This is a genomic window from Planctomycetota bacterium (genome assembly GCA_016872555.1).
GTDB lineage: Bacteria > Planctomycetota > Planctomycetia > Pirellulales > UBA1268 > F1-20-MAGs016.
The window spans coordinates 54,812-77,537 of sequence record VGZO01000018.1; the positions used below are offsets into that span (position 1 = coordinate 54,812).

The following is a 22,726-nucleotide window of genomic DNA, read 5'->3' on the forward strand; positions in this document are numbered from 1 at the left end:
CGTCAGCGGCCCGGTGCGGCACGCGGCGCGGCGGCGGCGCGGACCTCGGGTCCCGACGACCGACTCGGCCCCGCCGCCTCGAGGGCGGCGAGCACGTCGCGCTCGGTGATCAGGTCGCGGAGCACGATCGGCTCGGGCAGCGGCTCCCCGGGACGGGCGCCGGGGAAGATCGCGAGGACCGGGATCGAGCGGCTCTGGAGGCTGGCGAGCATCTGCTTGATCTCGTCGGAGCCGTCGGTGTAGTCGGCGAGCAACGGTGCGACGCGGTTGCGCTTGATCGCCTCGCTGACTTTCCGCGTCTCGATCGCGTTGGCGAGGTTCATCTTGCAGGTCAGGCACCAGTCGGCGGTGAAGTCGACCATCACCGTCTGCCCCGACTCGCGGAGTGCCGCCAGCCGCGCCCGGCTGAACGGCCGCTCCCACTCGATCTCCGACGACGACGGCGCGAGCCCGAGGAGGGCCGCGCCCCCGACGGCGGCGCCGAGAGCCGCCGCCTGGACCCAGCGGCCGAAGCCGGCCACACCACGCGATTCCTGCTCACGGCCGACCCACCAGCAGGCCATCCAGATCCCGATCAGGAGGACGAACGTCGGCACGAACCAGTCGCGCGCCAGAAAGCTGAAGAAGAACGCGACCGTCCCGAGCATCACGAACCCCAGCAGTTCCTTGAACGTCGCCATCCAGGCGCCGGGCCTGGGGAGGAAACGGACGAGGCCGGGGAACAGCCCGACGACGATGTACGGCAGCGCCATGCCGGTGGCGATCGCCCCGAACACGGCGTAGGTCACGCCGGTCGACTGCGTGAGCGTGAATCCGAACACCGGCCCGAGGAACGGCCCGCTGCAGGGGGTGGCGAGGACCGTCGACAGTACCCCCTTGAGAAACGCCCCGACCGGCCCCTCGCGCGACTGCACGTGCCCGGCCTGCTCGCCGATGAACCCCGGGATCGGCAGCTCCCAGATCCCGAGGAACGCCAGGGCGAAGGCGAACACGATCCCGATCATCACGATGTTGAACGTCGTCGAGGTGAACTGCTCGCCCCAGGCGAGGTTGGCGCTTCCCAGGCCGAGATTGGCGGCGACGCTGGCCGTCGCCAGCGCGAAAAACACCGCATACACCCCGAGGCAGTACCAGAGATTCATCTGGAACACCTCGCGCCGGGCCCGCCCCGACTGCTGGGCGAACGACATCAGCTTGAGGCCGAGGACCGGCAGGACGCAGGGCATGAGGTTGAGGATCAGCCCGCCGAACAGACCAAAGAGGAGCGCCGAGGGGAGCGATAGCGACGACGGCGGAGCGACGAGCGCCGGCGCCGCAGCGGGACCGGTACCGATCTCGGGACCGGCGGAACGCGGCGCCGCGGCCGCCGTCGGCTCCGGGGTCCCCGCCGCCGGCTCGACCGGCTCAGCGGCGGCCTCGGCGACGACCGGCACCGCGCCGCGGGCGGCCTCGCCGTAGCGCAGCGCGGCAAACTCGATCCCCGGCGACGAGCCCGACGGAGGCAGCGTCGCCGACAGGCGCACCCCCTGGGGTGGATCGCAGCTGGTGTCGGCACAGGTCTGGAACCCGAGCCGCAGTTCGAAAGCCGCGCCGGGCGCGGGCGGGGCATCGGCGACGAGCACCGCCTCGAGCTCGATCGGCCCTTCGACGGCGCCCGCCGCCGCCAGTTCGGCCGATCCGGCAGCGCGCACGCCACGGGCCCGCACTTCCGCGAGACGAACGCCCTCGGGCAGCGTCGCCGACACGACCGTCGGCTTCCCCTGGCCGACCGCCGTCGTGGCGGAGGCGGCGGGGGCGTAGAGATGCCAGCCATCTTCGGGGAGGAGTCGGACGGTGAGCCGGTAGGGCGGCTCGGTCGTCGTGAACACCGCCTCGACGGCTGAATGGCCCGTTTTCGGCACGTGCGTCGCCAGCAGTTGGGCCGCGGGTGCGCCGGCGGGAGGGCCAGCCGGCAGGGCCGCGGGCCGCGTCGCGACGGCGGCCGCTGCGGCGGCAGTGAACTCGTGTGATTCAGGCGGAATGCAGGCATTGTCGCGGCAGAGCTGCACCGTCACGCTCCCGCGCGGCGCCCCGGCGTCGGCCCGGGTCGGGGTGATCGGCGCCCGCCACGTGGTCCGCCCCGAATGCTCACGGATCGTGAGGCCTTTCCAGGGCGACCCCTCGCCTATCGTCTGCGCCGTGGCCGGCACCTCGGGCACGAACGGCCCGGCGACCGTCCAGCCGCTTTCGCCGTCGACCTCGATCCGCGTCGCCAGCGGCCCGCCGCGGGGCTGGTCGACCGCATACAGGTGCCACCCCTCGGCGAGGTCGGCCGTGACGACCAACACGCTCGGCTGTCCGGGGGCCGCCGGGGGCTCGACGGCGGCAGTCACGGCGAGCGGCGCGGCAGCGCCCTCGACCCCCAGACCGGGAGCGAACACTCCCAGATCGATCGCGCCAGCCCCCTTCGCCGCCGGCTGACGATCGGCCGCGGGGGCCACGCCGCTCCCCACCGAGAGGGCCAGCGCGAGTGCCCCGAGGGCGAGCAACAACCCGCCGAACAGGGTTTCCCCCACCTGCCGGACGACGAAGCGGCGAACGGCCGCAGCGGAAGTTCGCCGCGAGGAGCGCTCGGAGGTGGTCGCAAAAAGCATGGCGGGAACCGGCGACAGGGCGAACGGACCTGCCGATGCTTTTCGGTTGAACAACGGACCTGGACGCATCCAAAAAATTCTAAGGGCCCCGTTTTTCGAGGGTCAAACCGATTCGCCCCGTGCGTGCGAGCGGGGAGGCGGGAGCGTCTCGACCAGGTCCAGCGCCTCGGGAAGGAGCGTGAGCAGCCGATCGATCCGGGCCTCGACGAGCCCGCTGGCGGCGAATGAGCGGTTCTCGTCGATGATCCAGCGAAACCAGCGGTCGATTCCAAACACGACTGCCGTCGCCGCCAACCACGCAACCAGCGTGCGCTGGTCGGCACGGAGCGGCCGGACGCGGCCATAGGCGTCGAGCGCCGACTCCCAGCAATCGACCCACGCCACGCCCCTTGCGCCCGTTGCCCAATCCCCCAAGAGTCTCGCAATGTCGGTTGCCGGGGTGTCGATGGCGGCACCATGGAAGTCGACGATCCCAGACACCGTCGCGGGCTCCGCGCGTGGCGGCGGTGCCACGGTGAACAGCACATGGTCGGCGCGGAGGTCGCGGACGACGGCCTGGAGGGGCGTCAACGCCGGCTCGATCACCGCGATCGCGCCGAGGAGCCGACGGAATCGCACCGGCTCGATCACGCCGGCGGCGATCGCCCGCCGGTCGGCAATCCGATCGTGGCGCGGATCGCGGTTTGCGGCGGTGGCGCGCGGCCGATCCCACGGGTCGGCGAGCAGCACGCGCGCGGCGGCAATCCGGCGGATCATCGCCGGCGCCGGTCCGACCCGCGCGGGCTCACGAGCCCAGCCGGCGCTCGCGAGATGAATCCGCGCGAGGGCCGTCATCGCCGCGCTCACCTGGTTGCCGGTCGGTCGGTCGACCGCGGCGCCCGGCATCCGCGTGGCGAGCTCCCAGAGCGTGCCATCGGCCTCGACGGCGACCGTGCCCCGACCGACCGTCTCGAGCACGCGCGGCACGGCGGTGACGCCGGAGGCGGTGAGGTGGTTCATGAATCCGTGGATCCACGCCGCGCGCTCGAGGGTCGTGCCGGGGGCGAACGCCTTGAGGACGGCGCCGGTGCCGGCGGGGGTCCGGACGGCGACGACCGGTGAGCCGCTGAAGCCGCCGCCAAGCGCGGGGCCGCAGTCGTCCTCGGGGAGCCCCGGGAACCAGTGACGGCGGACGATGGCAAGAGGGGAGGAGGGCATGGGAATGCCGTGCGGGATACCGTCGCATCGTACGGGGTCCGCTGGGGATAGACTCGCGACACTCTTGCGGAGGGAACCGATGAGCCGGATCATTCGCCACGACGTCAGCCGCCTCGCCGGTGTCGCAAGCGCTTCCGTCGTCTCCGTGTCAGGCGCGGATCGCGGCGTCGTTCGCGGCTCGCGCGTCGCCCGCTGGCGGTTCGTCGCGGCGATCATCGGCGCTGCTGCCGGCGCCGTCGTCGACGGGGCACTGGAGTGGAGCGCCACGGCCGATCCCGAGAGCGGCCTGGCCGGGTTCGTCATCGAGCGCGACGGCACGCGCATCGCCACGCTTCCCGAGCAGCCCCGCAATCCCTTCGGCCGGCCGGTGTTAGAAAACCTGCTCTATAGCGACACGCCGCCGCATCCGCTCCAGTCGCCGCGCTTCGTCGATCCGGCGCCGGTGGCAGGCGCGGCCCACGCCTACCGCGTGATCGCCGTGAACACGGTGGGGCTCGAATCGGCACCAAGCGCCCCGGCGCGGCGGTGAGGCTGCACGGCTCAGGGGCTGTCGATCGCCGGGGCGCGTCGCCTGCCGGGCCGCCTGACAGACCTGCATGCAGGTCTCGCAAGGCAATGGCCCGCGGTCGCACCGCCGTTCATCCGGCTTTGATCGCCCGGACCTCGGCGGCGCGACCGTCGACCGGGATCAGCGGAAGGCGCCCCGGGCCCTCGACCGGCAACGCGCGCAGGTAGTCCATGATCGCCTGCCATTCCTTGATTTCGCGCACCGCCCCGGCGGTACCGACCGTGGCGACGCTGTCGGTGTCCACCGTGGCCTTCGGCGGCAGGAGGTCGGGCGTGGTGCCCCGGGGGAGGTCGAGGGCCTCGGTCTTCGATCGGAGCGGCTGACCGGCTCTGTTCTTCGGCACGAGCGACAGCTTCCCCTTCGTGTAGCCGGGGATGGCGAGCATGATCATGCCCAGGTACAGCGGGCAGGTGAGGCTGAACAGCCGGTCGGCGCCGGCGCTCGAGTCGATCGCACGGTAGCCGCGGTCCACGTCGCCGATCTCGATCGCCGTCACGACGTCGAACACCGGCCGCGCCGGGTCGTAGCGGAAGCGCATTGCCGACGCGCGGGGAAAGTACTCGCCGGGGTGGGCGGGATTGTCCACGAGGGTGAACTCGAGGAGGTTCTTCAACTCGCGGCCCGTGAACCAGGCGGTCACGAGCGTGCTGCCGGCCGTGGTGTCGACCACGCCCGCGCCGAGCGGAGCCACGCAAAACAGGTCGTACACCGTCTGCACGCCCGACTTCCCGCGCGTCAAGCCAGCGCGCAACAGCCCGTTGGCCGTGAATCCGACGTCGGCGTTCGTCGCCTTCCGAAAGGCATCGGTGACGAGGTTCGCCAGGACCGTGCCGGCGGCGATGTCGGTGAACGTGTTGGGCAGGTCCCGTGGCACCACGGCCAACGGCTGATCGATCCGATAGCCACGCGACGCGAACACCACGTCGGTGACCGTCTGCTCGAGCCTGCCGATCTCGGCGGAGATCGACCGATCACCCGGAATCGTATCGTCGATCCGGTACAGCGAGTACGACTCGACCGCGAGCCTGTCGCCGTCGAGGGCGATCACCAGCTCGCCGAGATGCTCGCCATATTTTCCGGTCTGCACGACGGGCGTGCGGCCGTCGACGATCACCGGCTGTTCGAGCACGGTGTGGGTGTGGCCGCCGACGATCACGTCGATGCCGGGCACGGCCTTCGCCAGGCGCACATCCTCGCCGTCGGTGAAGCGACCGTCCTGCCCCTGCTCCATGCCGCCATGGCTCAAGCAGATGACGACGTCCACGCGCTCGGTCTCCCGGAGCAGGGTCACCATCTCGGTGGCGGTCGCCACGGCATCGGGAAACGTGATCGCTCCGGCGCCGCTGGTGTAGTGAATCGACTCCTTGCCCATCACGCCGAAGATCCCGAAGCGCACGCCGCCGCGCTCGATCACGACGTGGCGGCGGATCACGCCGTCCTCCGCCAGACGCCGCAACTCAGCGAGCCCCGCTCCGTCGGCGTCGATGTTGGTATTCGAGGCGACGACCGCCGGAATCCGGCCGGCCCTCGCGGCCACGTCGAGGCTCGCGGCGAGGCCGTCGGGCCCGAGGTCGAAATCATGGTTGCCCAGCGTGGTGACGTCGTATCCCATCCGGGACAGGAGCTGGAGCTCGCCGCCGGTCTCGCGGATCGCCGCCCCGAACGCGGTGCCCATGCTGTAGTCGCCGGCGTCGAGCACCAGCACGGGCCCTTGTCGCTTCCGCGCGTCCTTTCGGGCCACGATCAGGGTGGCGAGGCGCGCGAACCCTCCGCGCGTGCCGTCGTCGTCGAGCGTGGCTGGCGAATACTCCGAGGCCGGGCCGAGGCCGATCAGCATCGAGTGGAGATCGTTGGTATGCAGGATCGTGAACGTCTTCCTGCCATCGGCCACCGCGGCTGCCTCAGGATGAGGAGCGAGGGTGGCCGCCCCGGCCGACGCCCCAGCCAGAAACTCGCGACGCGACACGGGTGGATGGGTCATGCAGGAATCCCTGTTTTCACGGGGTCTCGTCGGGGAACGAACCGGCGGTGCGGCGACGCTGCGACCATCGGCCAGTTTCAGGCCGGAAACGATACGTTTCGCCGCTGATTTCGGGCAGGCTTCCCGGCCGGCCACGCCGAAAATGGCCGGCCGCGGAACTCGATGCTAGGCTGCTGAAGCTGCCCCGACGGGGGCAGGAACCGGGGTTTCGTGGCTGTTTTCCGCCGCACCCGGGATCACGGGACCCCCTCTCCGGTCAGGGAACGCCATGTCGCCGCATCGAGCCAGCCGCCCCTCGAAGTCCTTCCTCGGATTCACGCTCGCCGGCCTGACGCTCGCCGCTGCCGTCGGCCATGCCACCGGCCGGGCCGACGAACCGGCCGCTGCCAGCCCGGCGACACCCGGGGCGACCGCGGCCGATCCGGCTCCGGCTGCACCGCCGGCCGCCGCTCCGGCGGCGCCGTCCGGGGGCGCGGCAGGCTCCGGTGAAGGGCGCGGCGGCAAGCCGCCGTTTTCGGCCGTCGTCAAGGAGGCGACCAAGATCTCCGGCCTGATCACGCTCCACCGCCGCGACGACAAGGTGTTTGCCGAGCTGCCCGACTCGATCCTCGGCAAGGACCTGTTCGTGCTGATTTCGATCGCCCGCGGGATCGGCGAGCGCGGCGTCCTCGGCGGCGTGAGCTGGGGTGACGGCGACGACTGGATCTGGCAGTTGCGCAAGGTCGACGACGCGATCCAGATCGTCCGCCGCAACGTCCGGTTCTTCGCCGACCGCGGCAGCCCCGAGGAGAAGGCCGTCGAACTGGCCTACACCGACAGCATCATCGCCAGCGTGCCGATCGTGACCTACGCGCCCAGCGGTGCCCCGGTGATCGACCTGGCGAGCATCTTCTTCACCGACTTGCCGCAGATCTCATCGTCGCTGCCGGGCTTCGCGTTCGCCCGCGACCGCAGCAGCTGGTCGCGAGTGAAGGCGTTTCCCGACAACATCGAGATCCAGGTCGCGGCGACCTACGGGTCGGGCGGCAGCGCCCGGTTCGACACCGTGCCCGACACGCGCGGGATCACCGTCAACGTCCACTATTCCATCAGCCTGCTGCCCAACACCAACGGCTACCGTCCGCGCCTCGCCGACACGCGTGTCGGGTATTTCGTGACCGCCCTCAAGGACTTCTCGCAGAAGGTCGACGAAGACCGGTTCGTGCGCTACATCAACCGCTGGCAGCTCGAGAAGGCCGATCCGTCGGCGGCCGTGTCGCCGCCGAAGAAGCCGATCGTGTTTTGGATCGAGAAGACGGTGCCGTTCCGCTACCGGCAGCCGATCCGCGAGGGTATCGAGGCCTGGAACGAGGCCTTCGCCAAGGCCGGATTCGCCAGCGCCATCGAGGTCCGGCAGCAGCCCGACAACGTCGACTGGGACGCCGAAGACGTCAATTACAACACGTTCCGCTGGATCACCGCCGGTGCCGGCTTCGCCCAGGGTCCGTCGCGCGTCAACCCGCGGACCGGGCAGATCCTCGACGCCGACATCATCTTCGACGCCGACTTCCTCCAGTTCTGGCGGAGCGAATACGAGACCTTCACACCGCAAACGGTGGCCATGCTCACCGGCGACCTGCCGGCCACGGCGCACGGCCACGACCGCGCCTGCGCCTGCAACCTGTTCGACGGACATGCCCGTGAGACGGCGCTGGGCGCCACGGCACTGGCCGTCGCCAACCCCGGCCCGGCCTTCGAGGCGGAAAAGGAGAAACTCGTCATTCAGGGGCTCAAGCTCGTGGCGATGCACGAGGTCGGCCACACCCTCGGCCTGCGCCACAACTTCAAGGGGAGCGCCCTGCGCAGCCTCGCCGACTTCAACGACACGGCGAAGACCGCTCAGCAGGGGGGCACGACGAGCGTGATGGACTATGTCCCCGCCAACGTGATGCCCAAGGGGCGGCCACAGGGGGATTACTACACCGCCAAGCTCGGCCCGTACGACGTCTGGGCGATCCAGTACGGCTACACGCCGATCAGCGCCTCGTCGCCCGCCGGCGAGCTGCCCGAGCTGCAGAAGATCGCCAGCCGGAGCGGTGAGCCCGAGCTCGCCTACGCGACCGACGAGGACACGCAGCCCAACGATCCCGATCCGCACTCCAACCGGTTCGACCTCGGTAACGATCCGCTCGAGTTCGCCAAGACCCGCGCCGAGCTGGTCACGCAGCTCATGCCGCAGATCGTCGAGCGGATGACGCCGGGCGGCAAGGGGTACGAGCGCGTCCGGCAGGCGTTCGGCGTGCTCTTGTCGGCTCACGGCAAGGCGATGATGTTCGCCGCCCGACTGGTCGGCGGCCTCCACACCTCGCGCAGCCACCGCGCCGATGCCAACGCGCTGCCGCCCTACCGCGTGGTCGAGGCCCAGAAGCAGCGCGACGCGCTGGCCCTGCTCGAGACGCAGATGTTCAGCGCCCAGCCGTTCTCGTTTCCCCCGGAGCTGCTCAACCAGCTCGTGCCGACGAAGTGGAACCACTGGGGTTCCGACGGCCCGGACCGCGAGGACTATGCGATCCACGACGTGGTCCTGATGTGGCAAAACCGCGCCCTCGGCCAGCTCCTCGACCCGCTCACGCTCGAGCGGATCCGCGACGGCGAGCTGAAGGTGCCGGCCGACCAGGATGCGTTCACCCAGGCCGAGCTGCTCGACCGGCTCTCGGGGGCGATCCTCTCGGAGCTGACGACGACGCAGCCGGGGCAATACACCGCCCGCAAGCCGGCGATCGGCAGCATGCGGCGGGCCCTGCAGCGCGAGTATGTCGCCGATCTCGGGAACTTGTCGCTCGGCACGGCCCGCTCGACGGGCGACGTCCAGGCACTGGCCGCGGCGCAGCTGAAGACGATCGAAGGCCGGATCAACGCCCTGCTCACCAAGGCCGACGTGACGCTCGATCCCTACACCGTGGCCCATCTCGGCGACCTGCAGGCGCGGATCCGCAAGGTCCTCGACGCCGGTCTCGACCTGGCGCGGCCCTGAGGAAGCGCCCGTGAAACTCGTGATGGCGATGGTCCGCCCCGGGCGCGTCGACGCATTGCGCCAGGCGCTGGCGGCGGTCCACGTGACGCGGATGAGCGTGGCCGACGCCCAGGGGTTCGACGAGTCGACCGGCGGGATCGTCCAGGAGGCGGTCCTCGAGGTCGCCGTCAACGACGACTTCCTGTCGCGGACGGTCGATTCGATCGCGGCCCTGTCGACGCGGTCGCTCGACGCCCGTGGCGACGCGATCTACGTCCTGCCGGTCGAGGACGCGGTGCAGATCTACCGCGAGGTCCGCGGCCCGGAGGCGATGTGAGCGGCGCGAGCGACGGGGGCGGCGCGGTGCGGCTACTACTCCGGTCGCCCGACCTGCTGATCGCCAGCCGGCTGGCCGGCACGCCGGGCGTGGCGGTGACGACCGACCCGACGGCCGGGCCGTTCGATCTGGTGGTCGTCGACCTGTCGGCGCCTGGTGCCGCCGGCGACCTCGTCGCTGCGGCCCGGCAGTTGGCTGCCGAGCAGGCCGGCGCGGGGCAGGGGATGGCGGTGGTAATCGCCTTCGGCCCGCACGTGGCCCGTGACCGTCTCGCCGACGCGGCCGCCGCCGGCGCCGACGACGTCGTCAGCCGCGGCGAGCTGCTCGGCAGTTTTCCAGCGCTCGTCGCCCGGTGGTGCGGCAAGTCGGCACGTTATTGAGCTTTGAATAGTTCTTTCAAGGATCTACAGATCGAGTTCAGCCTGACGGAAGAACGAGCGGAGCAACCGCTGCTCGCGCCGGGTCTTCCTGAGCGCGTCCGAGACGACCCTGGCAAGATGAAGAAGATCGTCGGGAATGAAGTTGGCCAAGCGGCTGTATTTCGTGTGACCCCAGACGTGCTCGGTCGGATTGAGATCCGGCGAGTACGGCGGAAGCCACTCGAACGTGAGCCGGGCGGGATACTTGACCAGCAGTCGCTTGGCCGCGCTCTTGTGCGCTCCGAGCCGGTCGATGACCATCGTGATCGGTCCGCGAATCTTTCGCAGCAACCGTCTGACGAACAGTTCGAAGTCTTCGGTGGCGAGGTTGTGGTCGAGCAGGTCGAACACGAGGCCGAGCCGACGTCGTTGCGGAGAGACCGTGACCGCAGACACCGCGGTGAGCCGATCGTGGCGATCGTAGCTCTTGAGGATCGGCGTCTGGCCGCGGGGAGCCCAGGTGCGGCGCACCGTGGGCTGGAGCATGAAGGCCGATTCGTCGGCAAAAACGATGGTGCGGCGACTACGCCGGGCGTTTTTTTATGCGGGCCCAATCCCGCGTCCGCCACGTCTGCACCGCTGCGGCGTCCCGCTCCCGCGCCTGCCGTTCGGGCTTCTGAGCCGACCAGTTCAACCGTGCCATCACGTGCCACACACCGGACGGGTCGTACGACACATCGAACTTCCGCTCGATCAGTTCGGCGATCCTGGCGAGGGTCCACAAGTCGGTCGGGAAGCCATGCTTGCGAGGGCTCTCGAGAAGCATCTTCACGAGCTTCTTTACCTGCGACTCCGTCAGCTTCTTCGGGCGACCAGGATGCGGCTTCGCCTTCAGGCCGTCCTGTCCGCCCTGCCGCCGTGCGCTTACCCACTTTGACACCGCCGACTGGGTCACGCCCAACTCGGCGGCTACCTGGCTCTGGGACATCCCAGAGTCCAGCAACTCCATGGCTTTCAGCCTGCGCGTTTCCGCGTCTTTTCGTTTTCCGCTGTATGGCATGCATGGGGTAACGGCCAACCGGCCCATCCGCCGTGAATCGTTTTTTCAAGCGTCAATAGGCATACATCGATAAGTTCCGAGTGCTGTCCGCGCCGAGTATCTACCGACTTAAGCGAGGCGTAGTGCGCATCATGCTGCTTCATCGTGAAGTAAGTACTGGACACCGGGTACGTGAGCAAGTTGAGCGATGATATAAGTGTCGTATCCTGGTGAGACATGCTTACCTACACTCCTGAATCGCCGGTCTCGGTTGAAACGCCGTAGTGTCAATTGTTTTTGTCATCGAAAGATTCGGGCTCCGCGACGGGCGATTCAGGCTTTGAAAACTCGCCCGGCCAAAGGAGTGCAAGGATCGACAATTCAGGCACCTTGAATGGTAAATCGAGGCTGCCAAGCTGTGCGTCGACGGCCCGCAATGCCTGATCAATCTTTTCGTGTGCCAGCACTCGGTCTAACTCAACGCCGCCGCCAATGCTTCGACGGAAGTTGCGATCCGACTGGATTCCATTCATGCTTTGGAGCAGTTCCCAGTCTCGGAGAATTTGGCATGTGTTGTCGTCGGAAATCCGCTTGTCCATCATGCCGGGATTGACAGCAGACGAAATTCGTCTAGCTTAGAACCAACTGGCGCCTGGCAAGCCCGTGGCAAAATTCGATTCGCCGACAGCCTACTGAAAATTGGTTCTTCCGGGAATTTCGTGGCAAGGGGGCCTGGATCCCGGAAAATCGTCGGTTTTACTCCAGGGAACGTGCTGGTCCCAACCCCCGCCGCGCCCCCTCTCCTCCAAGCTGGGCCCAAAAGCCCGATGGGCGGAAAACACAGGGGAAAAGGCAGCCTTTGAGGGTGAATGCAGTGGGTTTCGGTCCCACTGATCACGCCGTCCGCCATGCACTTCCCCATTCTTGAACCTGTACGCCCGTCGACACTCTTCAGCCACGGAAATCCCCGAAGAGCCTGAAAATTCGGATCTTTTCGAACCACTTCCCCTCTTACTTCGTAAACATTTCGCAGTCAGCGTTCGCCAAGACCGCTACCTCGTGGTCTTCAGCTACGGTTCTTCCCAGGTCTTCCCAAAGATGGCTGGCAAGTCGCAATGCACGCACATTCTCATGAAGTGACCTTGGGGCTTGCATTTGTTTTGGGGGCCCTGCATGCCGTCGAACCGGGGCATGGAAAAACGGCGATGCTGGTCTATCTTTCAGGAGGGGGACGCAGTTTTTGGCATCCGATTGTGATTGGAATTTCAGGTGGGATAGCTCATTCTGTTTCGCTCATTGCAATCGCCCTCGTCGTTCACCTCGCGCAGCACTTGGTCGTAGGTGATCACAATCATCACGATGCGTCGGTTACTCATTCGCTGCAGTGGGTAAGTGCCATCCTAGTTCTTGCCGTCGGGGGGTGGATGTGGTGGTCTGCAGCAAGAAAGATACCTTCCAAATGTGGGTGCAAGAGCCATCGCCACGAATGCGGAAAACCGCTTGAATCATCCGCTTCATCCTATTCAATGAGCGCACTTCTGGGCATCGCCTTCGGTCTGCTGCCATGTCCATCGGCACTCGCAGCCTATTTTGCGAGTATGTCGACGGGCTCTCCTTTCTCAGCGTATGCCGTTATTGCGCTGTTCGCGGCAGGCATCGCTTGTTCTTTGTCGTTGATAGGAATCTTTCTGCAATGGATTGGAACTAAGCCACTCCCGAAATCGAAGCGTTTGCAGGGGCTTCCGTGGCCCTACATTCGCGCTGGTTTGATTCTGATAATCGGCTGCTTCTATCTTCTTCGCCTCGTTGTCAATTAATTGGCTGAGGACTGTTTCACTCGACGCAGTTGGTTATCCGACGAGGGTTTCAGCGATTGGCTTCCTGGCAAGGTTTGCAGTGTCCCTTGAGAATGATCTCCTCAATGTCGCCGACCGATTTGGGCACCCTGAGATCATCTGCGGCGTCCGCAAGGCATGTAACACTCCCACAGTCAACGCACAGCATATGGGGATGAGCGTGCCCCTTCGTCCCTGTAGGGATTGAGGACGTTTGTTCGTAACGCCAAGCGTGGTCGCCGACATCCAACCGCCTTGCAAGTCCAGTGCTGATGAAATCCTGAAGTACGCGAAACACCGTTGATTTGTCGAAATCGATTCGCGCAAGATTGTCGGCAATTTCGAGGTTCTTCCGGGAATTTCGTGGCAAGGGGGCCTGGATCCCGGAAAATCGTCGGTTTTACTCCAGGGAACGTGCTGGTCCCAGTCCCCGCGGCGCCCCCTCTCCTCCAAGCTGGGCCCAAAAGCCCGATGGGCGGAAAACACAGGGGAAAAGGCAGCCTTTGAGGGTGAATGCAGTGGGTTTCGGCCCCACTGATCACGCCGTCCGCCATGCACTTCCCCATTCTTGAACCTGTACGCCCGTCGACACTCCTCAGCCACGGAAATCCCCGAAGAGCCAATTTCGAGACGGGTGAGTGGTTCGGTCGCGATCATTAGCGAGCGAGCCACCGCGATCCGAGCTGGTGTTGCGCGTAGCCCCACCTCGCGGAGACGCTGGCGCAGATTATCGCTCGCCAATTCTCTCATGAAGCCACCACAAAACCATAGTACCCGATATCCATTCGAGGATCGATCTGCCTACGCGGGATGCTTGGTTAATGCGTCACTTGATAGAGAACACGCCTGCGGTTCCGTCGATGGACGTTCAAATCGTTCGAACCGGTGAACGGCCAATGCTGCTGGTAACTGTAGAAAACAACGCGTTCGCTGACATTCTTCCGCCCAGCAGATCAGCGTCTCATACTGCCACGCCTCGGAAAGCCCGCCCAGCCATTCGCAGCGCCCGTCCGAGGAAATGATGCACGCTACATTGGCCAGATCACAAGGGCCCAGGCATCCGCTGATTGTTAATTGAATGATGGAATTAAGTTTCAGTTCTTTCCATCGCGCCTTGATGGCGTCCTTGGGTAATGCAGGGAAACCGCGCTCAACTCGGCCACAGCAGCAACCGTCACAGAATACTAACTGCCCTAGCACTTGATCGCGTCGAGTCGCAAGAGGTGTGCCACGTTCCACGGCCAAACGTAAGTTCCGAGTCTGTGCGTTGAAGTTGTCTTCGATCATCGTGTTGACCTCGCTCGATTAGTTGTCGTTTTGCAACACCGTGATCGTTCCATCCTGTTGACCGACCGCCAACAAACGGTCGTCGGGCGACCAAGCCAAGCGGCAGATTGACGAAGAGAATACCTGGCCTGCAATGGGCAGCTTTTGCTTGAATGGATTCCAAACAAAAAGGAATCCATCGTTGTCGGATGATGCCAGCAGGTCTCCGCGATGTTGAAACGCCAGTTGCGTGATTCTGGCAGGGTGCGCTTCAAACATTTCCGGCTTACGACCTTCAGGGCCTTTGCCGCTGCAGTCCCACAGCACGACCGTGTCGCTGCCGCCGGTTGCGAGTCGCTCGTCACGATGATGCCAAGCCACTTCTAAGACCTTCTTGGGAAAGCCCCACATCTGTGCATCCTTGCCGGTCTTCACGTGCCAGAAATGTACGGTCGAATCCTGTTCTCCAGTGACGATGAATCGCGAATTCGGGCTCCACGCCAAAACGAGACTCGAACCTTTCCACTCGAACTTGCGCGGCCGCGCCTGTTTGCCAGGTACATGTAACGTCACGCCGTTGTATGCCGCTACCGCGACGGCGCTCCCATCGGGATTCCAACCGATGTCAGCAATCGTGCTGGCATGGTCGTCTGATTCATAAATAGGCTTTCCGTCATCCGACCAAATCCTTAAAAGCTTGTCGGCTGCTGAAGCTAGGTCCCGCTTGCCGGGACGGTACGCGACTTTGGCTGCCCACTTTCCGCCGGAGGGCAATTCTCGAATGGGTGTGGAAGTGGCTGGCTCCCAGACCTTTACGAGTCCGTCCTGGCCCGCTGTGGCGAACCGTGTACTATCGAAACGCCATGCCAGCGAGGTGGCACCCAGGGTGTGCGAACCAAGGCGCAGCGACTGCTCCCGTTGATGAGCGTTCAATAGAACCAGCACTTGCCCCTCGACGGTCACCGCCGCAAGCGATTGTCCATTGGGGGACCAAGCCAAGTCGATGATGTACTCGTCACCCTCATGGTGCCACAACTCGCGCATCTCGCGCGGCCCGGTCTTCGTTTTGCTTAAACCAAACATGCATTGAACCCCGCATTGAGCTCCTCGCGATCAAGATTCCGGCCGATGAAGATCAAGGTGTTGTGGCGTGGCTCGTCGCCCCAGGGGCGATCTTCGCGACCATCGAATAACATATGCACGCCCTGAAACACGTAGCGTTCCGGCATCCCCTCGAAGCTCAAGATACCTTTCATGCGAAAAATGTCAGTTCCCTTGGTCGCCAATAGCTCACGCAACCAGCCCTGAAATCGCTTCAATTCGAGATTACCCGGCGTCGTAATCCCCACGGAGGTGACCTCTTCATCATGTTCGTGATCTGGCTTGTATCCGCGAGTGTGTAACGGCGCGATCCGAGCTCCGTTGGCATCCACGACATAAGCCTGGAACTCGTCCGGATGATGCTCTGTAAAGAGGGCATACGCGCCGGCTTGACTAATCACGAGGGGGTAACGCAGATCGTCCCCCTCCAGCCCCAGACTATAGAGCCGATCGCCCGGCGTCACAGAATCGCCAGGCTTTAGCTCGATTGCATCGTCCGAAAATGCGAGTACCGCCGGTTCAACGGCTTCGCGCATGCCCTCTTCCGTCGCGGCCGCGACCGACTGGAGCATGGCGCTCATCGCCGGGTCCGGTCCTGGCTGGAGCAGCAACTCATAGGTTCCCGGCTGTAGGCTATAAACGCCGCTCCACTCGAACGGATATTCCGGTTCCAAAAACTTGGGATCGACGTCGAGCGCTCGGTCCAGATCAAAGCCGCCGAGATTGAGCACCTTCTCCATGTCGACGACCGCGTCGCGAGTGCGATGAATCTTGGCAGCTGAATTCATGGCATGGATGCGTGCTTCGAGCTGATCCAACTCCGTGGACGAAACTAGATCGGTCTTGTTCAGCAAGATCACGTCGGCGAAGGCAATTTGCTCCTTCACCTCGTCGCTGTCGTCGATGTGGTCATGCACATGCTTGGCGTCGACGAGCGTCACGACACCATCCAGGCTTAACTTGGACTGAATCTCGTCGTCCATGAAGAACGTCTGGGCGACGGGCCCCGGATCGGCCAAGCCAGTCGTCTCAATCATGATGTAATCGAACTTGTCGCGTCGCTTCATCAGGTTGCCGAGAATGCGAATCAGATCGCCCCGCACCGTACAGCAGATACAGCCGTTGTTCATCTCGAAGATTTCTTCTTCGGCACCAATCACCAGTTCATTATCCACCCCTACTTCCCCGAATTCGTTCTCAATCACGGCAATCCGCTTGCCGTGATTTTCGGAAAGAATGCGGTTAAGCAAGGTGGTCTTTCCGGAGCCGAGAAACCCGGTGAGAACCGTAACCGGAACGGGGGTGGTGGCCATTGCAAGGAACTCCTTAAAATGAACTACGTGGCGGTGATTGAAACGTTATCGTGGGATCGATCAGTCCGGGCAGCGCCAACCCCGAATCGGTGGGTCATGCGAATGCTCGGCTAACGCCGCAATGTCATCGCGCGTGACTTCGGGAAGCGACTTGTGCAGTTTCCACTGCCGAGGCGATGCGCCTTGCACGAGGGCGGCGATCACCGTTTCAATTGGCGGGCAGCCTTCCTCGTGACACTCCAACTCCGCAACCGTGAGCGTGGCGTCGGCGGGAATGGGAAGTAGGTCCGTCGCCCAGCCCTTCAACGTCGCGATCTGTTCCGGAGATCGCTTCGTTCTTCCAAGCATCATGGCTCCTCCTCCCTTGTCGCGTCTGTCGTCGGCCGATTGACCGCCGGATTCCCAGACGATAATCTAGTGCAAGTGCAGATGGTGTGCAAGTAGGCAGCCGACGACTTCCCCGGCCGTCGCCTAATGTTGGCCACGCTTAATCAGGGAACGAGCATTTGAAGAGCCAACGACGAGGCTTCTTACTTCCACTGAGTTTCCTGTTGCTCGGTCTGAGCACTGGATGCGTGTCTCGCGTTCCGAACCCGCCAGATCAAGCCCAGGTGTGGGTCGTGGCCACCTACAGCATTCTGGGCGACTGGGTGCAAATCGTCGGGGGTGAACATGTGAAGGTGACAACGCTGGTTGGACCTGGGGGCGACGCTCACACCTATGAGCCGACCCCGCAAGACAGCGTGGCACTGCATCGCGCGGCCCTCGCGTTCGAGAATGGTATCGGGTTTGAGTCCTGGCTGGAGAAGTTGTTCGTGGCCAGCCATTCGGCGGCCAAACGTGTCGTCGTCACGGAGAAGATAGCCCCGCGAAAGCTTATTTCCCCCAGCGGGGGAGAGGAAATCGACCCGCACGTCTGGCACTGTCCGAAAAATGCCGAGGCGATGGTGCGGGAGATCGCCAGCGCCTTGGTGGAGTGCGATCCGATGCATGCAGCCGACTACCGTCGTCGCGCGGATGAGTACATTCGAGAAATCCATACATTAGACGCCTGGATCGGTGAGCAGATCGCCACGATTCCTGAGTCGCACCGTCATTTGGTAACGACGCACGATACGTTCGGCTATTTTGCCGACCGCTACGGATTCGAGGTCTCGAGTGTGATGGGGGCGGTCTCGAGCGAGGCGACCGATCCGGCGGCGAGCAAACTGGCGGCGGTCATCGACCGCATCCGTGCCGCGCAGGTGCCGGCGGTATTCGCGGAAAATATCATTAACCCGCGATTGACCGAGCAGGTGGCCAAAGAGGCTGGCGTCAGCATCGTGCCTTCGTTGTACACCGACGCACTGGGTCCGCCTGACTCCAAGGGGGCAACCTATCTCGACATGATGCGGTTCAATGTGCGCACGATGACGGAGGCGCTCCGTTGAACCAGTCTCCAGAGTTCCCGCATTCGCATGAAGAACCTTGGCTACCTTATAGCGGCCGCGGCCATCGCGATCCCCGGGCGGGGCAACCGGCAGTTCAAGTCGAGCACTTGTCGGTTCGATACAGGAAGGCCGGCAGCGACGCACTGCACGCCGTCTCGCTGGAAGTCGCTATTGGGCAGCGAGTGGCGCTCGTCGGCCCAAATGGAGCTGGAAAGAGCACGCTCCTGAAGGCCCTGGCGGGCTTAGTAAAGCCGCAATCGGGACACATGGCGCTCTTTGGAAATCCCGTGGGGGCCTGCCATCATCGAACCGCATATCTGCCTCAGCGGACGGACTTGGATTGGCAGTCCCCGCTTACCGTATCGGACCTCGTGATGACCGGTCGCTACGTGCATCTGGGCTGGTTGAGTTGGCCGGGTCAGGCGGATCGCGTTCGTGTTCGGCGGGTGCTCGAGCGAATGGGGATTGCTGATTTAGCAGAACGGCAAATCAGCGATTTATCCGGCGGACAGCAGCAGCGGACACTCCTGGCGCGGGCACTCGTACAGGAAGCGAGTCTTTTCCTTTTAGACGAACCGCTCAATGCGGTTGACGAAGCCACGCGTGACGTCGTCGATGAGCTGCTCACGCAGCACACACAGTGCGGAGGCAGTGTGCTGGTGGCCACGCACGACCTGGGTCGGTTGATGGAATCGTTTGATAGCGCGGTGTACCTGTGCGAAGGGCAAGTCGAGAGCATTTTGCCATTTGGACGCGACCCCTTGGCATCTCTCGCACCGCGTCCGGCGTCCAGCGGAGCAAGCAAGTGAACTGGCTACTCGAACCATTTCAATACTCCTTTATGCGCCAGGCGCTGCTGGCAAGCTTGCTGGTAGGAACAACCTGCTCGCTACTCGGGGTTTACGTCGTCTTGCGCCGCATGGCCTTCCTGGGCGACGCCGTCGCGCACACGACTTTGCCCGGCCTGGTCATCGCCTATTTGAATCACTGGAACCTGTTCGTCGGCGCGATCGTCGCGGCGGTTATTACCGCCCTAGGAATTGGCTGGCTCAGTCGCGGCCAACGGCTGAGAGAAGACACGGCGATCGGCGTGAGTTTTTCCGGAATGTTTGCACTCGGCATCGTGATGATCTCACGCGTTCAGAGCTACCGCGACTTCTCCCACATGCTGTTCGGCAACGTACTTGGCGTGACAACAGCCGACCTAGTGGGAATTGGGATAGTCAGTTTCCTGGTTTGCGCGGTACTGCTGTTGGTAAACAAGGAGCTGATGCTGACGACCGTCGACCCGTTGCACGGAGAGAGCATTGGTCTGTCTGCGGAGCGTATGCGGTACCTGCTCCTGATTCTGCTCGCCCTGACAGTGGTTACAGGCATTCAAGCGGTCGGCGTTGTGCTAACCACTGCCCTGATCGTGACGCCGGCGGCCACGGCTTCACTGATCACGCGGCGGCTGGATAGGATGCTCCTCTTGGCAGTCGTATTCTCGGCTTGTAGCAGTGTGGCCGGCTTGTATGCTTCCTACTACTTATCGATCTCTAGCGGTGGCGCAATCGTGCTTGCCTGTACGGTTCTGTTCGGAGTTGCATACCTGGCAACACGAATACATTGGCGACAACTTCCAGCCCAGTATGACGCTACTTGAGACGAACACTTGGACTTCGACGGATGAATACACTTTACCTAAACATCTTCAGTGGCATCAGCGGCGACATGTTCCTCGGCGCAATGCTCGATCTATTGACCTTTGAATAGTTCTTTCAAGGATCTACAGATCGAGTTCAGCCTGACGGAAGAACGAGCGGAGCAACCGCTGCTCGCGCCGGGTCTTCCTGAGCGCGTCCGAGACGACCCTGGCAAGATGAAGAAGATCGTCGGGAATGAAGTTGGCCAAGCGGCTGTATTTCGTGTGACCCCAGACGTGCTCGGTCGGATTGAGATCCGGCGAGTACGGCGGAAGCCACTCGAACGTGAGCCGGGCGGGATACTTGACCAGCAGTCGCTTGGCCGCGCTCTTGTGCGCTCCGAGCCGGTCGATGACCATCGTGATCGGTCCGCGAATCTTTCGCAGCAACCGTCTGACGAACAGTTCGAAGTCTTCGGTGGCGAGGTTGTGGTCGAGCAGGTCGAACACGAGGCCGAGCCGACGTCGTTGCGGAGAGACCGTGACCGCAGACACCGCGGTGAGCCGATCGTGGCGATCGTAGCTCTTGAGGATCGGCGTCTGGCCGCGGGGAGCCCAGGTGCGGCGCACCGTGGGCTGGAGCATGAAGGCCGATTCGTCGGCAAAAACGATGGTGCGGCGACTACGCCGGGCGTTTTTTTATGCGGGCCCAATCCCGCGTCCGCCACGTCTGCACCGCTGCGGCGTCCCGCTCCCGCGCCTGCCGTTCGGGCTTCTGAGCCGACCAGTTCAACCGTGCCATCACGTGCCACACACCGGACGGGTCGTACGACACATCGAACTTCCGCTCGATCAGTTCGGCGATCCTGGCGAGGGTCCACAAGTCGGTCGGGAAGCCATGCTTGCGAGGGCTCTCGAGAAGCATCTTCACGAGCTTCTTTACCTGCGACTCCGTCAGCTTCTTCGGGCGACCAGGATGCGGCTTCGCCTTCAGGCCGTCCTGTCCGCCCTGCCGCCGTGCGCTTACCCACTTTGACACCGCCGACTGGGTCACGCCCAACTCGGCGGCTACCTGGCTCTGGGACATCCCAGAGTCCAGCAACTCCATGGCTTTCAGCCTGCGCGTTTCCGCGTCTTTTCGTTTTCCGCTGTATGGCATGCATGGGATATCGGCCAACCGGCCCATCCGCCGTGAATCGTTTTTTCAAGCGTCCCTAACTTGAAACCTGGTGCCATTCGTGGGGGCAGGTCAACGACTTCGAGCCCGACACGACCGTCTTCGACGTGGGCTTCGATGTCACCGGGCTCGCCGAGGGAAGCATGCTGCAGTTGGAGGTGCTCCAGGGCGTCACGTTCTGGAACGGGAGAGGCAGCACGCCGAGGTTCGCCCCGGTTCGCCGTGGGGTGGAACTGAACTTCAATCGTGACGCCGAGGACGTGTGAATCGGCGCGAGGAGACATGTCGGGCGGCGGCTCGATGTCGGCGCAGCCGAGGTGAGCGCAGGCGGCACCGAAGTCCATGACCACTTCGATGTCACGGTCGGTCGCAACTGGAACGGCTCCACGTTCCACGGACGGGCTCCCAACGGCATCTACGTGGTCGTGGGCCGGCTCGTCAGCAACGGTGTGCGTCCGTCGGCGCCGATGGCATTCGTGTTCAACGTGAGGGCGAGCGAGACGGCGCACGAGGCGGCTGTGGAGTTCTTCCACGACCGTCCGGCGGTCGGCGTCTTCGCCGTGGACACGCCATCGCAGCTCGCATTCGGCGTCGGCCAGATTCTCGAGGTCACCTACCGCTTCTCCGATCCCGTCTCCGTACGGGGGACTCCGCGTCTGCCGCTCACGATCGGCGGCACGCGGCGATTCGCGACCTTCAGCCGGTCGGCGAGCAGCGCTGAAGAACTCGTGTTCACCTACAGGTTCCGGGCAGGTGATCGCGGCACTGTGCGTCCGATTGGCAATCGCCTCACGATCCAGCTCCCCGCCGGCAGCGGCATTCGCGGTTCAGCTGGGGGATCGGTGTTCCGGGCGTTTGCCGTGACGTGGCCGCAGGTGCGGACCGAAGCCGGCTGACGACACACCGTGCCCCGGGGTTCTAGATGCACAATAGTTGCATCTAGAATTCGGCCGGGCTATGATCCATCCGATGGGGCGAAGCACGTCGCACAGTGAGGGAATTCGATGGTCGAGATGATTGCGAGAGGCATGCAGACAGTAAAGGGGAGCCGCGGTGAGGGCGTCGGCCCGCGGGCCGGTGGACTGGCGGCGGTGTTTCTGGCAGCAGGTCTCGTGATCGGTGCGGCGACCGGCTGCGGCACCGCGACACAGCCGGCCTCCACCGTCGCGCATGCCGGGCCAAGCCAGGTCGCATCCGCGCACGACCACGGCCCGGCCGCCGACGGCCACGCGCACGGGCACGACGACCATGCCCATGCCGGCCCTGCCGCCGGAGCAGGCCAGACCACGCCGGCCGTCGACGCGTCACAGCCGACGTTTCGCGACGCACTCGCGGCGATCATCGACCACGACGAGCGGATCCGCGCCGCCTTCGAGGCCAACGACCCCGACGCGGCCCACGACGATCTCCACGCGATCGGACACCTGCTCGAGGACCTGCCGAAACTCGCCGGCACGGCTGGGGTCGCCCTCGACCGCAAGGCCGTGGAACGCAGCGCCGGGGTGCTCTTCGCCGCGTTCTCGCGGATCGACGACAAGCTCCACGGCGGCACCGGCTCCACCTATGCCGAGGAGGCGAAGACGATCTCCAAGGAGCTCGGGGCCTTTCGGGCGTTTCTTGCCGAGCACCGGCCCTGACACGACCGCGTTCCGGCCGTTCGAGCGAACCGTTTGCAGCTGCAATCCTGATGCGTTACGACTGTCGTGACGCGGCACCTCCCGGAATCCCCCATGAAACGCTCGCAGGCCACCCGCCGGGCCGCCGGCTGGACGGACGAGGCCGTGCGGCACATCGATGCCGCCGGATGCGACATCGCGGTGGTCCGGCGGCCGCCGCCGGTGGAGTGTGGCCCGCTGGTCGCCGGCGGAACGCTC

General features: G+C 64.6%; 22 protein-coding genes and 1 pseudogene. 11 read left to right on the forward strand and 12 right to left on the reverse strand.

The annotated features are described in order from the left end of the window. Positions 1–2 precede the first annotated feature (2 nt). Positions 3–2,702 carry a hypothetical protein gene (locus FJ309_08180; protein ID MBM3954576.1) on the reverse strand — a complete coding sequence of 900 codons (2,700 nt, stop codon included), beginning with the start codon at positions 2,700–2,702 and terminating at the stop codon, positions 3–5. Between the two features lie 33 nt (positions 2,703–2,735). Then, positions 2,736–3,923, reverse strand: coding sequence for a hypothetical protein (locus FJ309_08185; GenBank protein MBM3954577.1), 1,188 nt, complete (start codon positions 3,921–3,923; stop codon positions 2,736–2,738). Here FJ309_08185 and FJ309_08190 point away from each other — a divergent pair. Then, a complete protein-coding gene (locus FJ309_08190) occupies positions 3,910–4,359 on the forward strand; it encodes a hypothetical protein (GenBank protein MBM3954578.1) in 450 nt (149 codons plus the stop codon). The two genes, FJ309_08185 and FJ309_08190, sit on opposite strands and share 14 nt — an antisense overlap. A gap of 109 nt (positions 4,360–4,468) precedes the next feature. Here FJ309_08190 and FJ309_08195 read toward each other — a convergent pair whose 3' ends face one another. Further along, positions 4,469–6,379: a bifunctional metallophosphatase/5'-nucleotidase gene (locus FJ309_08195; protein MBM3954579.1), complete on the reverse strand. Its 1,911-nt coding sequence runs from the start codon at positions 6,377–6,379 to the stop codon at positions 4,469–4,471. Between the two features lie 268 nt (positions 6,380–6,647). Here FJ309_08195 and FJ309_08200 point away from each other — a divergent pair, with 268 nt between their 5' ends. The 3 genes from FJ309_08200 to FJ309_08210 are packed head-to-tail and all read left to right on the forward strand — an operon-like array spanning position 6,648 to position 10,088. Next, a complete protein-coding gene (locus FJ309_08200) occupies positions 6,648–9,392 on the forward strand; it encodes a zinc-dependent metalloprotease (protein ID MBM3954580.1) in 2,745 nt (914 codons plus the stop codon). Between the two features lie 10 nt (positions 9,393–9,402). After that, positions 9,403–9,708: a P-II family nitrogen regulator gene (locus tag FJ309_08205; GenBank protein MBM3954581.1), complete on the forward strand. Its 306-nt coding sequence runs from the start codon at positions 9,403–9,405 to the stop codon at positions 9,706–9,708. Continuing rightward, on the forward strand, positions 9,705–10,088 hold the full coding sequence (locus tag FJ309_08210; protein MBM3954582.1) for a hypothetical protein: 384 nt from the start codon (positions 9,705–9,707) through the stop codon (positions 10,086–10,088). Before FJ309_08205 ends, FJ309_08210 begins: the two co-directional genes overlap by 4 nt. A 24-nt stretch (positions 10,089–10,112) precedes the next feature. On the opposite strand, the gene FJ309_08215 is transcribed toward FJ309_08210, so the two are convergent. From FJ309_08215 to FJ309_08225, 3 genes are all read right to left on the reverse strand, one after another. Then, positions 10,113–10,613 (reverse strand): transposase, encoded by a 501-nt coding sequence (locus FJ309_08215; protein MBM3954583.1) that lies wholly within the window; start codon positions 10,611–10,613, stop codon positions 10,113–10,115. A gap of 37 nt (positions 10,614–10,650) precedes the next feature. Continuing rightward, positions 10,651–11,154 carry an IS630 family transposase gene (locus tag FJ309_08220; protein MBM3954584.1) on the reverse strand — a complete coding sequence of 168 codons (504 nt, stop codon included), beginning with the start codon at positions 11,152–11,154 and terminating at the stop codon, positions 10,651–10,653. Positions 11,155–11,393: 239 nt separating this feature from the next. Further along, complete coding sequence (locus FJ309_08225) at positions 11,394–11,708, reverse strand: hypothetical protein (GenBank protein ID MBM3954585.1); 315 nt, start codon at positions 11,706–11,708, stop codon at positions 11,394–11,396. A gap of 513 nt (positions 11,709–12,221) precedes the next feature. Here FJ309_08225 and FJ309_08230 point away from each other — a divergent pair. Beyond that, positions 12,222–12,923, forward strand: coding sequence for a cobalt transporter (locus FJ309_08230; GenBank protein ID MBM3954586.1), 702 nt, complete (start codon positions 12,222–12,224; stop codon positions 12,921–12,923). A 49-nt stretch (positions 12,924–12,972) separates the two neighbouring features. Here the strand turns inward: FJ309_08230 and FJ309_08235 are convergent, their stop codons facing one another. From FJ309_08235 to FJ309_08250, 4 genes are all read right to left on the reverse strand, one after another. Beyond that, a complete protein-coding gene (locus tag FJ309_08235) occupies positions 12,973–13,323 on the reverse strand; it encodes a hypothetical protein (protein ID MBM3954587.1) in 351 nt (116 codons plus the stop codon). 923 nt (positions 13,324–14,246) lie between these two features. After that, a complete protein-coding gene (locus FJ309_08240; protein MBM3954588.1) occupies positions 14,247–15,290 on the reverse strand; it encodes a WD40 repeat domain-containing protein in 1,044 nt (347 codons plus the stop codon). Beyond that, positions 15,278–16,621, reverse strand: coding sequence for a GTP-binding protein (locus FJ309_08245; protein ID MBM3954589.1), 1,344 nt, complete (start codon positions 16,619–16,621; stop codon positions 15,278–15,280). Before FJ309_08245 ends, FJ309_08240 begins: the two co-directional genes overlap by 13 nt. Positions 16,622–16,681: 60 nt before the next feature. Further along, entirely contained in the window at positions 16,682–16,972 is a 291-nt protein-coding gene (locus tag FJ309_08250) for a hypothetical protein (protein ID MBM3954590.1), read from the reverse strand. Between the two features lie 155 nt (positions 16,973–17,127). On the opposite strand from FJ309_08250, the gene FJ309_08255 reads away from it, so the two are divergent. The 4 genes and pseudogenes from FJ309_08255 to FJ309_08270 all read left to right on the forward strand — a co-directional run bounded on the left by FJ309_08255 (position 17,128) and on the right by FJ309_08270 (position 19,803). After that, entirely contained in the window at positions 17,128–18,051 is a 924-nt protein-coding gene (locus FJ309_08255) for a metal ABC transporter substrate-binding protein (GenBank protein ID MBM3954591.1), read from the forward strand. Then, positions 18,048–18,860, forward strand: a complete 813-nt coding sequence (locus FJ309_08260) for an ABC transporter ATP-binding protein (protein ID MBM3954592.1) — start codon at positions 18,048–18,050, stop codon at positions 18,858–18,860. The genes FJ309_08255 and FJ309_08260 overlap by 4 nt, the downstream gene beginning before the upstream one ends. Positions 18,861–18,892: 32 nt before the next feature. Next, the gene (locus FJ309_08265; GenBank protein MBM3954593.1) at positions 18,893–19,696 is read left to right on the forward strand and encodes a metal ABC transporter permease; all 804 of its coding nucleotides are present in this window, start codon (positions 18,893–18,895) and stop codon (positions 19,694–19,696) included. 23 nt (positions 19,697–19,719) lie between these two features. After that, positions 19,720–19,803, forward strand: a pseudogene (locus tag FJ309_08270) (DUF111 family protein). 16 nt (positions 19,804–19,819) lie between these two features. Here the strand turns inward: FJ309_08270 and FJ309_08275 are convergent. Continuing rightward, on the reverse strand, positions 19,820–20,320 hold the full coding sequence (locus FJ309_08275; GenBank protein MBM3954594.1) for a transposase: 501 nt from the start codon (positions 20,318–20,320) through the stop codon (positions 19,820–19,822). Positions 20,321–20,357: 37 nt separating this feature from the next. Next, a complete protein-coding gene (locus tag FJ309_08280) occupies positions 20,358–20,861 on the reverse strand; it encodes an IS630 family transposase (GenBank protein ID MBM3954595.1) in 504 nt (167 codons plus the stop codon). Positions 20,862–21,277: 416 nt separating this feature from the next. Here FJ309_08280 and FJ309_08285 point away from each other — a divergent pair, with 416 nt between their 5' ends. After that, entirely contained in the window at positions 21,278–21,748 is a 471-nt protein-coding gene (locus FJ309_08285; protein ID MBM3954596.1) for a hypothetical protein, read from the forward strand. 108 nt (positions 21,749–21,856) lie between these two features. Beyond that, on the forward strand, positions 21,857–22,489 hold the full coding sequence (locus FJ309_08290) for a hypothetical protein (GenBank protein MBM3954597.1): 633 nt from the start codon (positions 21,857–21,859) through the stop codon (positions 22,487–22,489). Positions 22,490–22,726 lie beyond the last annotated feature (237 nt).

Coding starts and splice junctions, on each gene's coding strand:
- FJ309_08180 (MBM3954576.1), bottom strand. CDS start 2,702: ATGCGTCCAGGTCCGTTGTTCAACCGAAAAGCATCGGCAGGTCCGTTC.
- FJ309_08220 (MBM3954584.1), bottom strand. CDS start 11,154: ATGGGCCGGTTGGCCGTTACCCCATGCATGCCATACAGCGGAAAACGA.
- FJ309_08265 (MBM3954593.1), top strand. CDS start 18,893: ATGCGCCAGGCGCTGCTGGCAAGCTTGCTGGTAGGAACAACCTGCTCG.
- FJ309_08190 (MBM3954578.1), top strand. CDS start 3,910: ATGAGCCGGATCATTCGCCACGACGTCAGCCGCCTCGCCGGTGTCGCA.
- FJ309_08200 (MBM3954580.1), top strand. CDS start 6,648: ATGTCGCCGCATCGAGCCAGCCGCCCCTCGAAGTCCTTCCTCGGATTC.
- FJ309_08185 (MBM3954577.1), bottom strand. CDS start 3,923: ATGATCCGGCTCATCGGTTCCCTCCGCAAGAGTGTCGCGAGTCTATCC.
- FJ309_08195 (MBM3954579.1), bottom strand. CDS start 6,379: ATGACCCATCCACCCGTGTCGCGTCGCGAGTTTCTGGCTGGGGCGTCG.
- FJ309_08240 (MBM3954588.1), bottom strand. CDS start 15,290: ATGTTTGGTTTAAGCAAAACGAAGACCGGGCCGCGCGAGATGCGCGAG.
- FJ309_08225 (MBM3954585.1), bottom strand. CDS start 11,708: ATGATGGACAAGCGGATTTCCGACGACAACACATGCCAAATTCTCCGA.
- FJ309_08245 (MBM3954589.1), bottom strand. CDS start 16,621: ATGGCCACCACCCCCGTTCCGGTTACGGTTCTCACCGGGTTTCTCGGC.
- FJ309_08250 (MBM3954590.1), bottom strand. CDS start 16,972: ATGATGCTTGGAAGAACGAAGCGATCTCCGGAACAGATCGCGACGTTG.
- FJ309_08280 (MBM3954595.1), bottom strand. CDS start 20,861: ATGGGCCGGTTGGCCGATATCCCATGCATGCCATACAGCGGAAAACGA.
- FJ309_08275 (MBM3954594.1), bottom strand. CDS start 20,320: ATGCTCCAGCCCACGGTGCGCCGCACCTGGGCTCCCCGCGGCCAGACG.
- FJ309_08230 (MBM3954586.1), top strand. CDS start 12,222: ATGCACGCACATTCTCATGAAGTGACCTTGGGGCTTGCATTTGTTTTG.
- FJ309_08215 (MBM3954583.1), bottom strand. CDS start 10,613: ATGCTCCAGCCCACGGTGCGCCGCACCTGGGCTCCCCGCGGCCAGACG.
- FJ309_08290 (MBM3954597.1), top strand. CDS start 21,857: ATGGTCGAGATGATTGCGAGAGGCATGCAGACAGTAAAGGGGAGCCGC.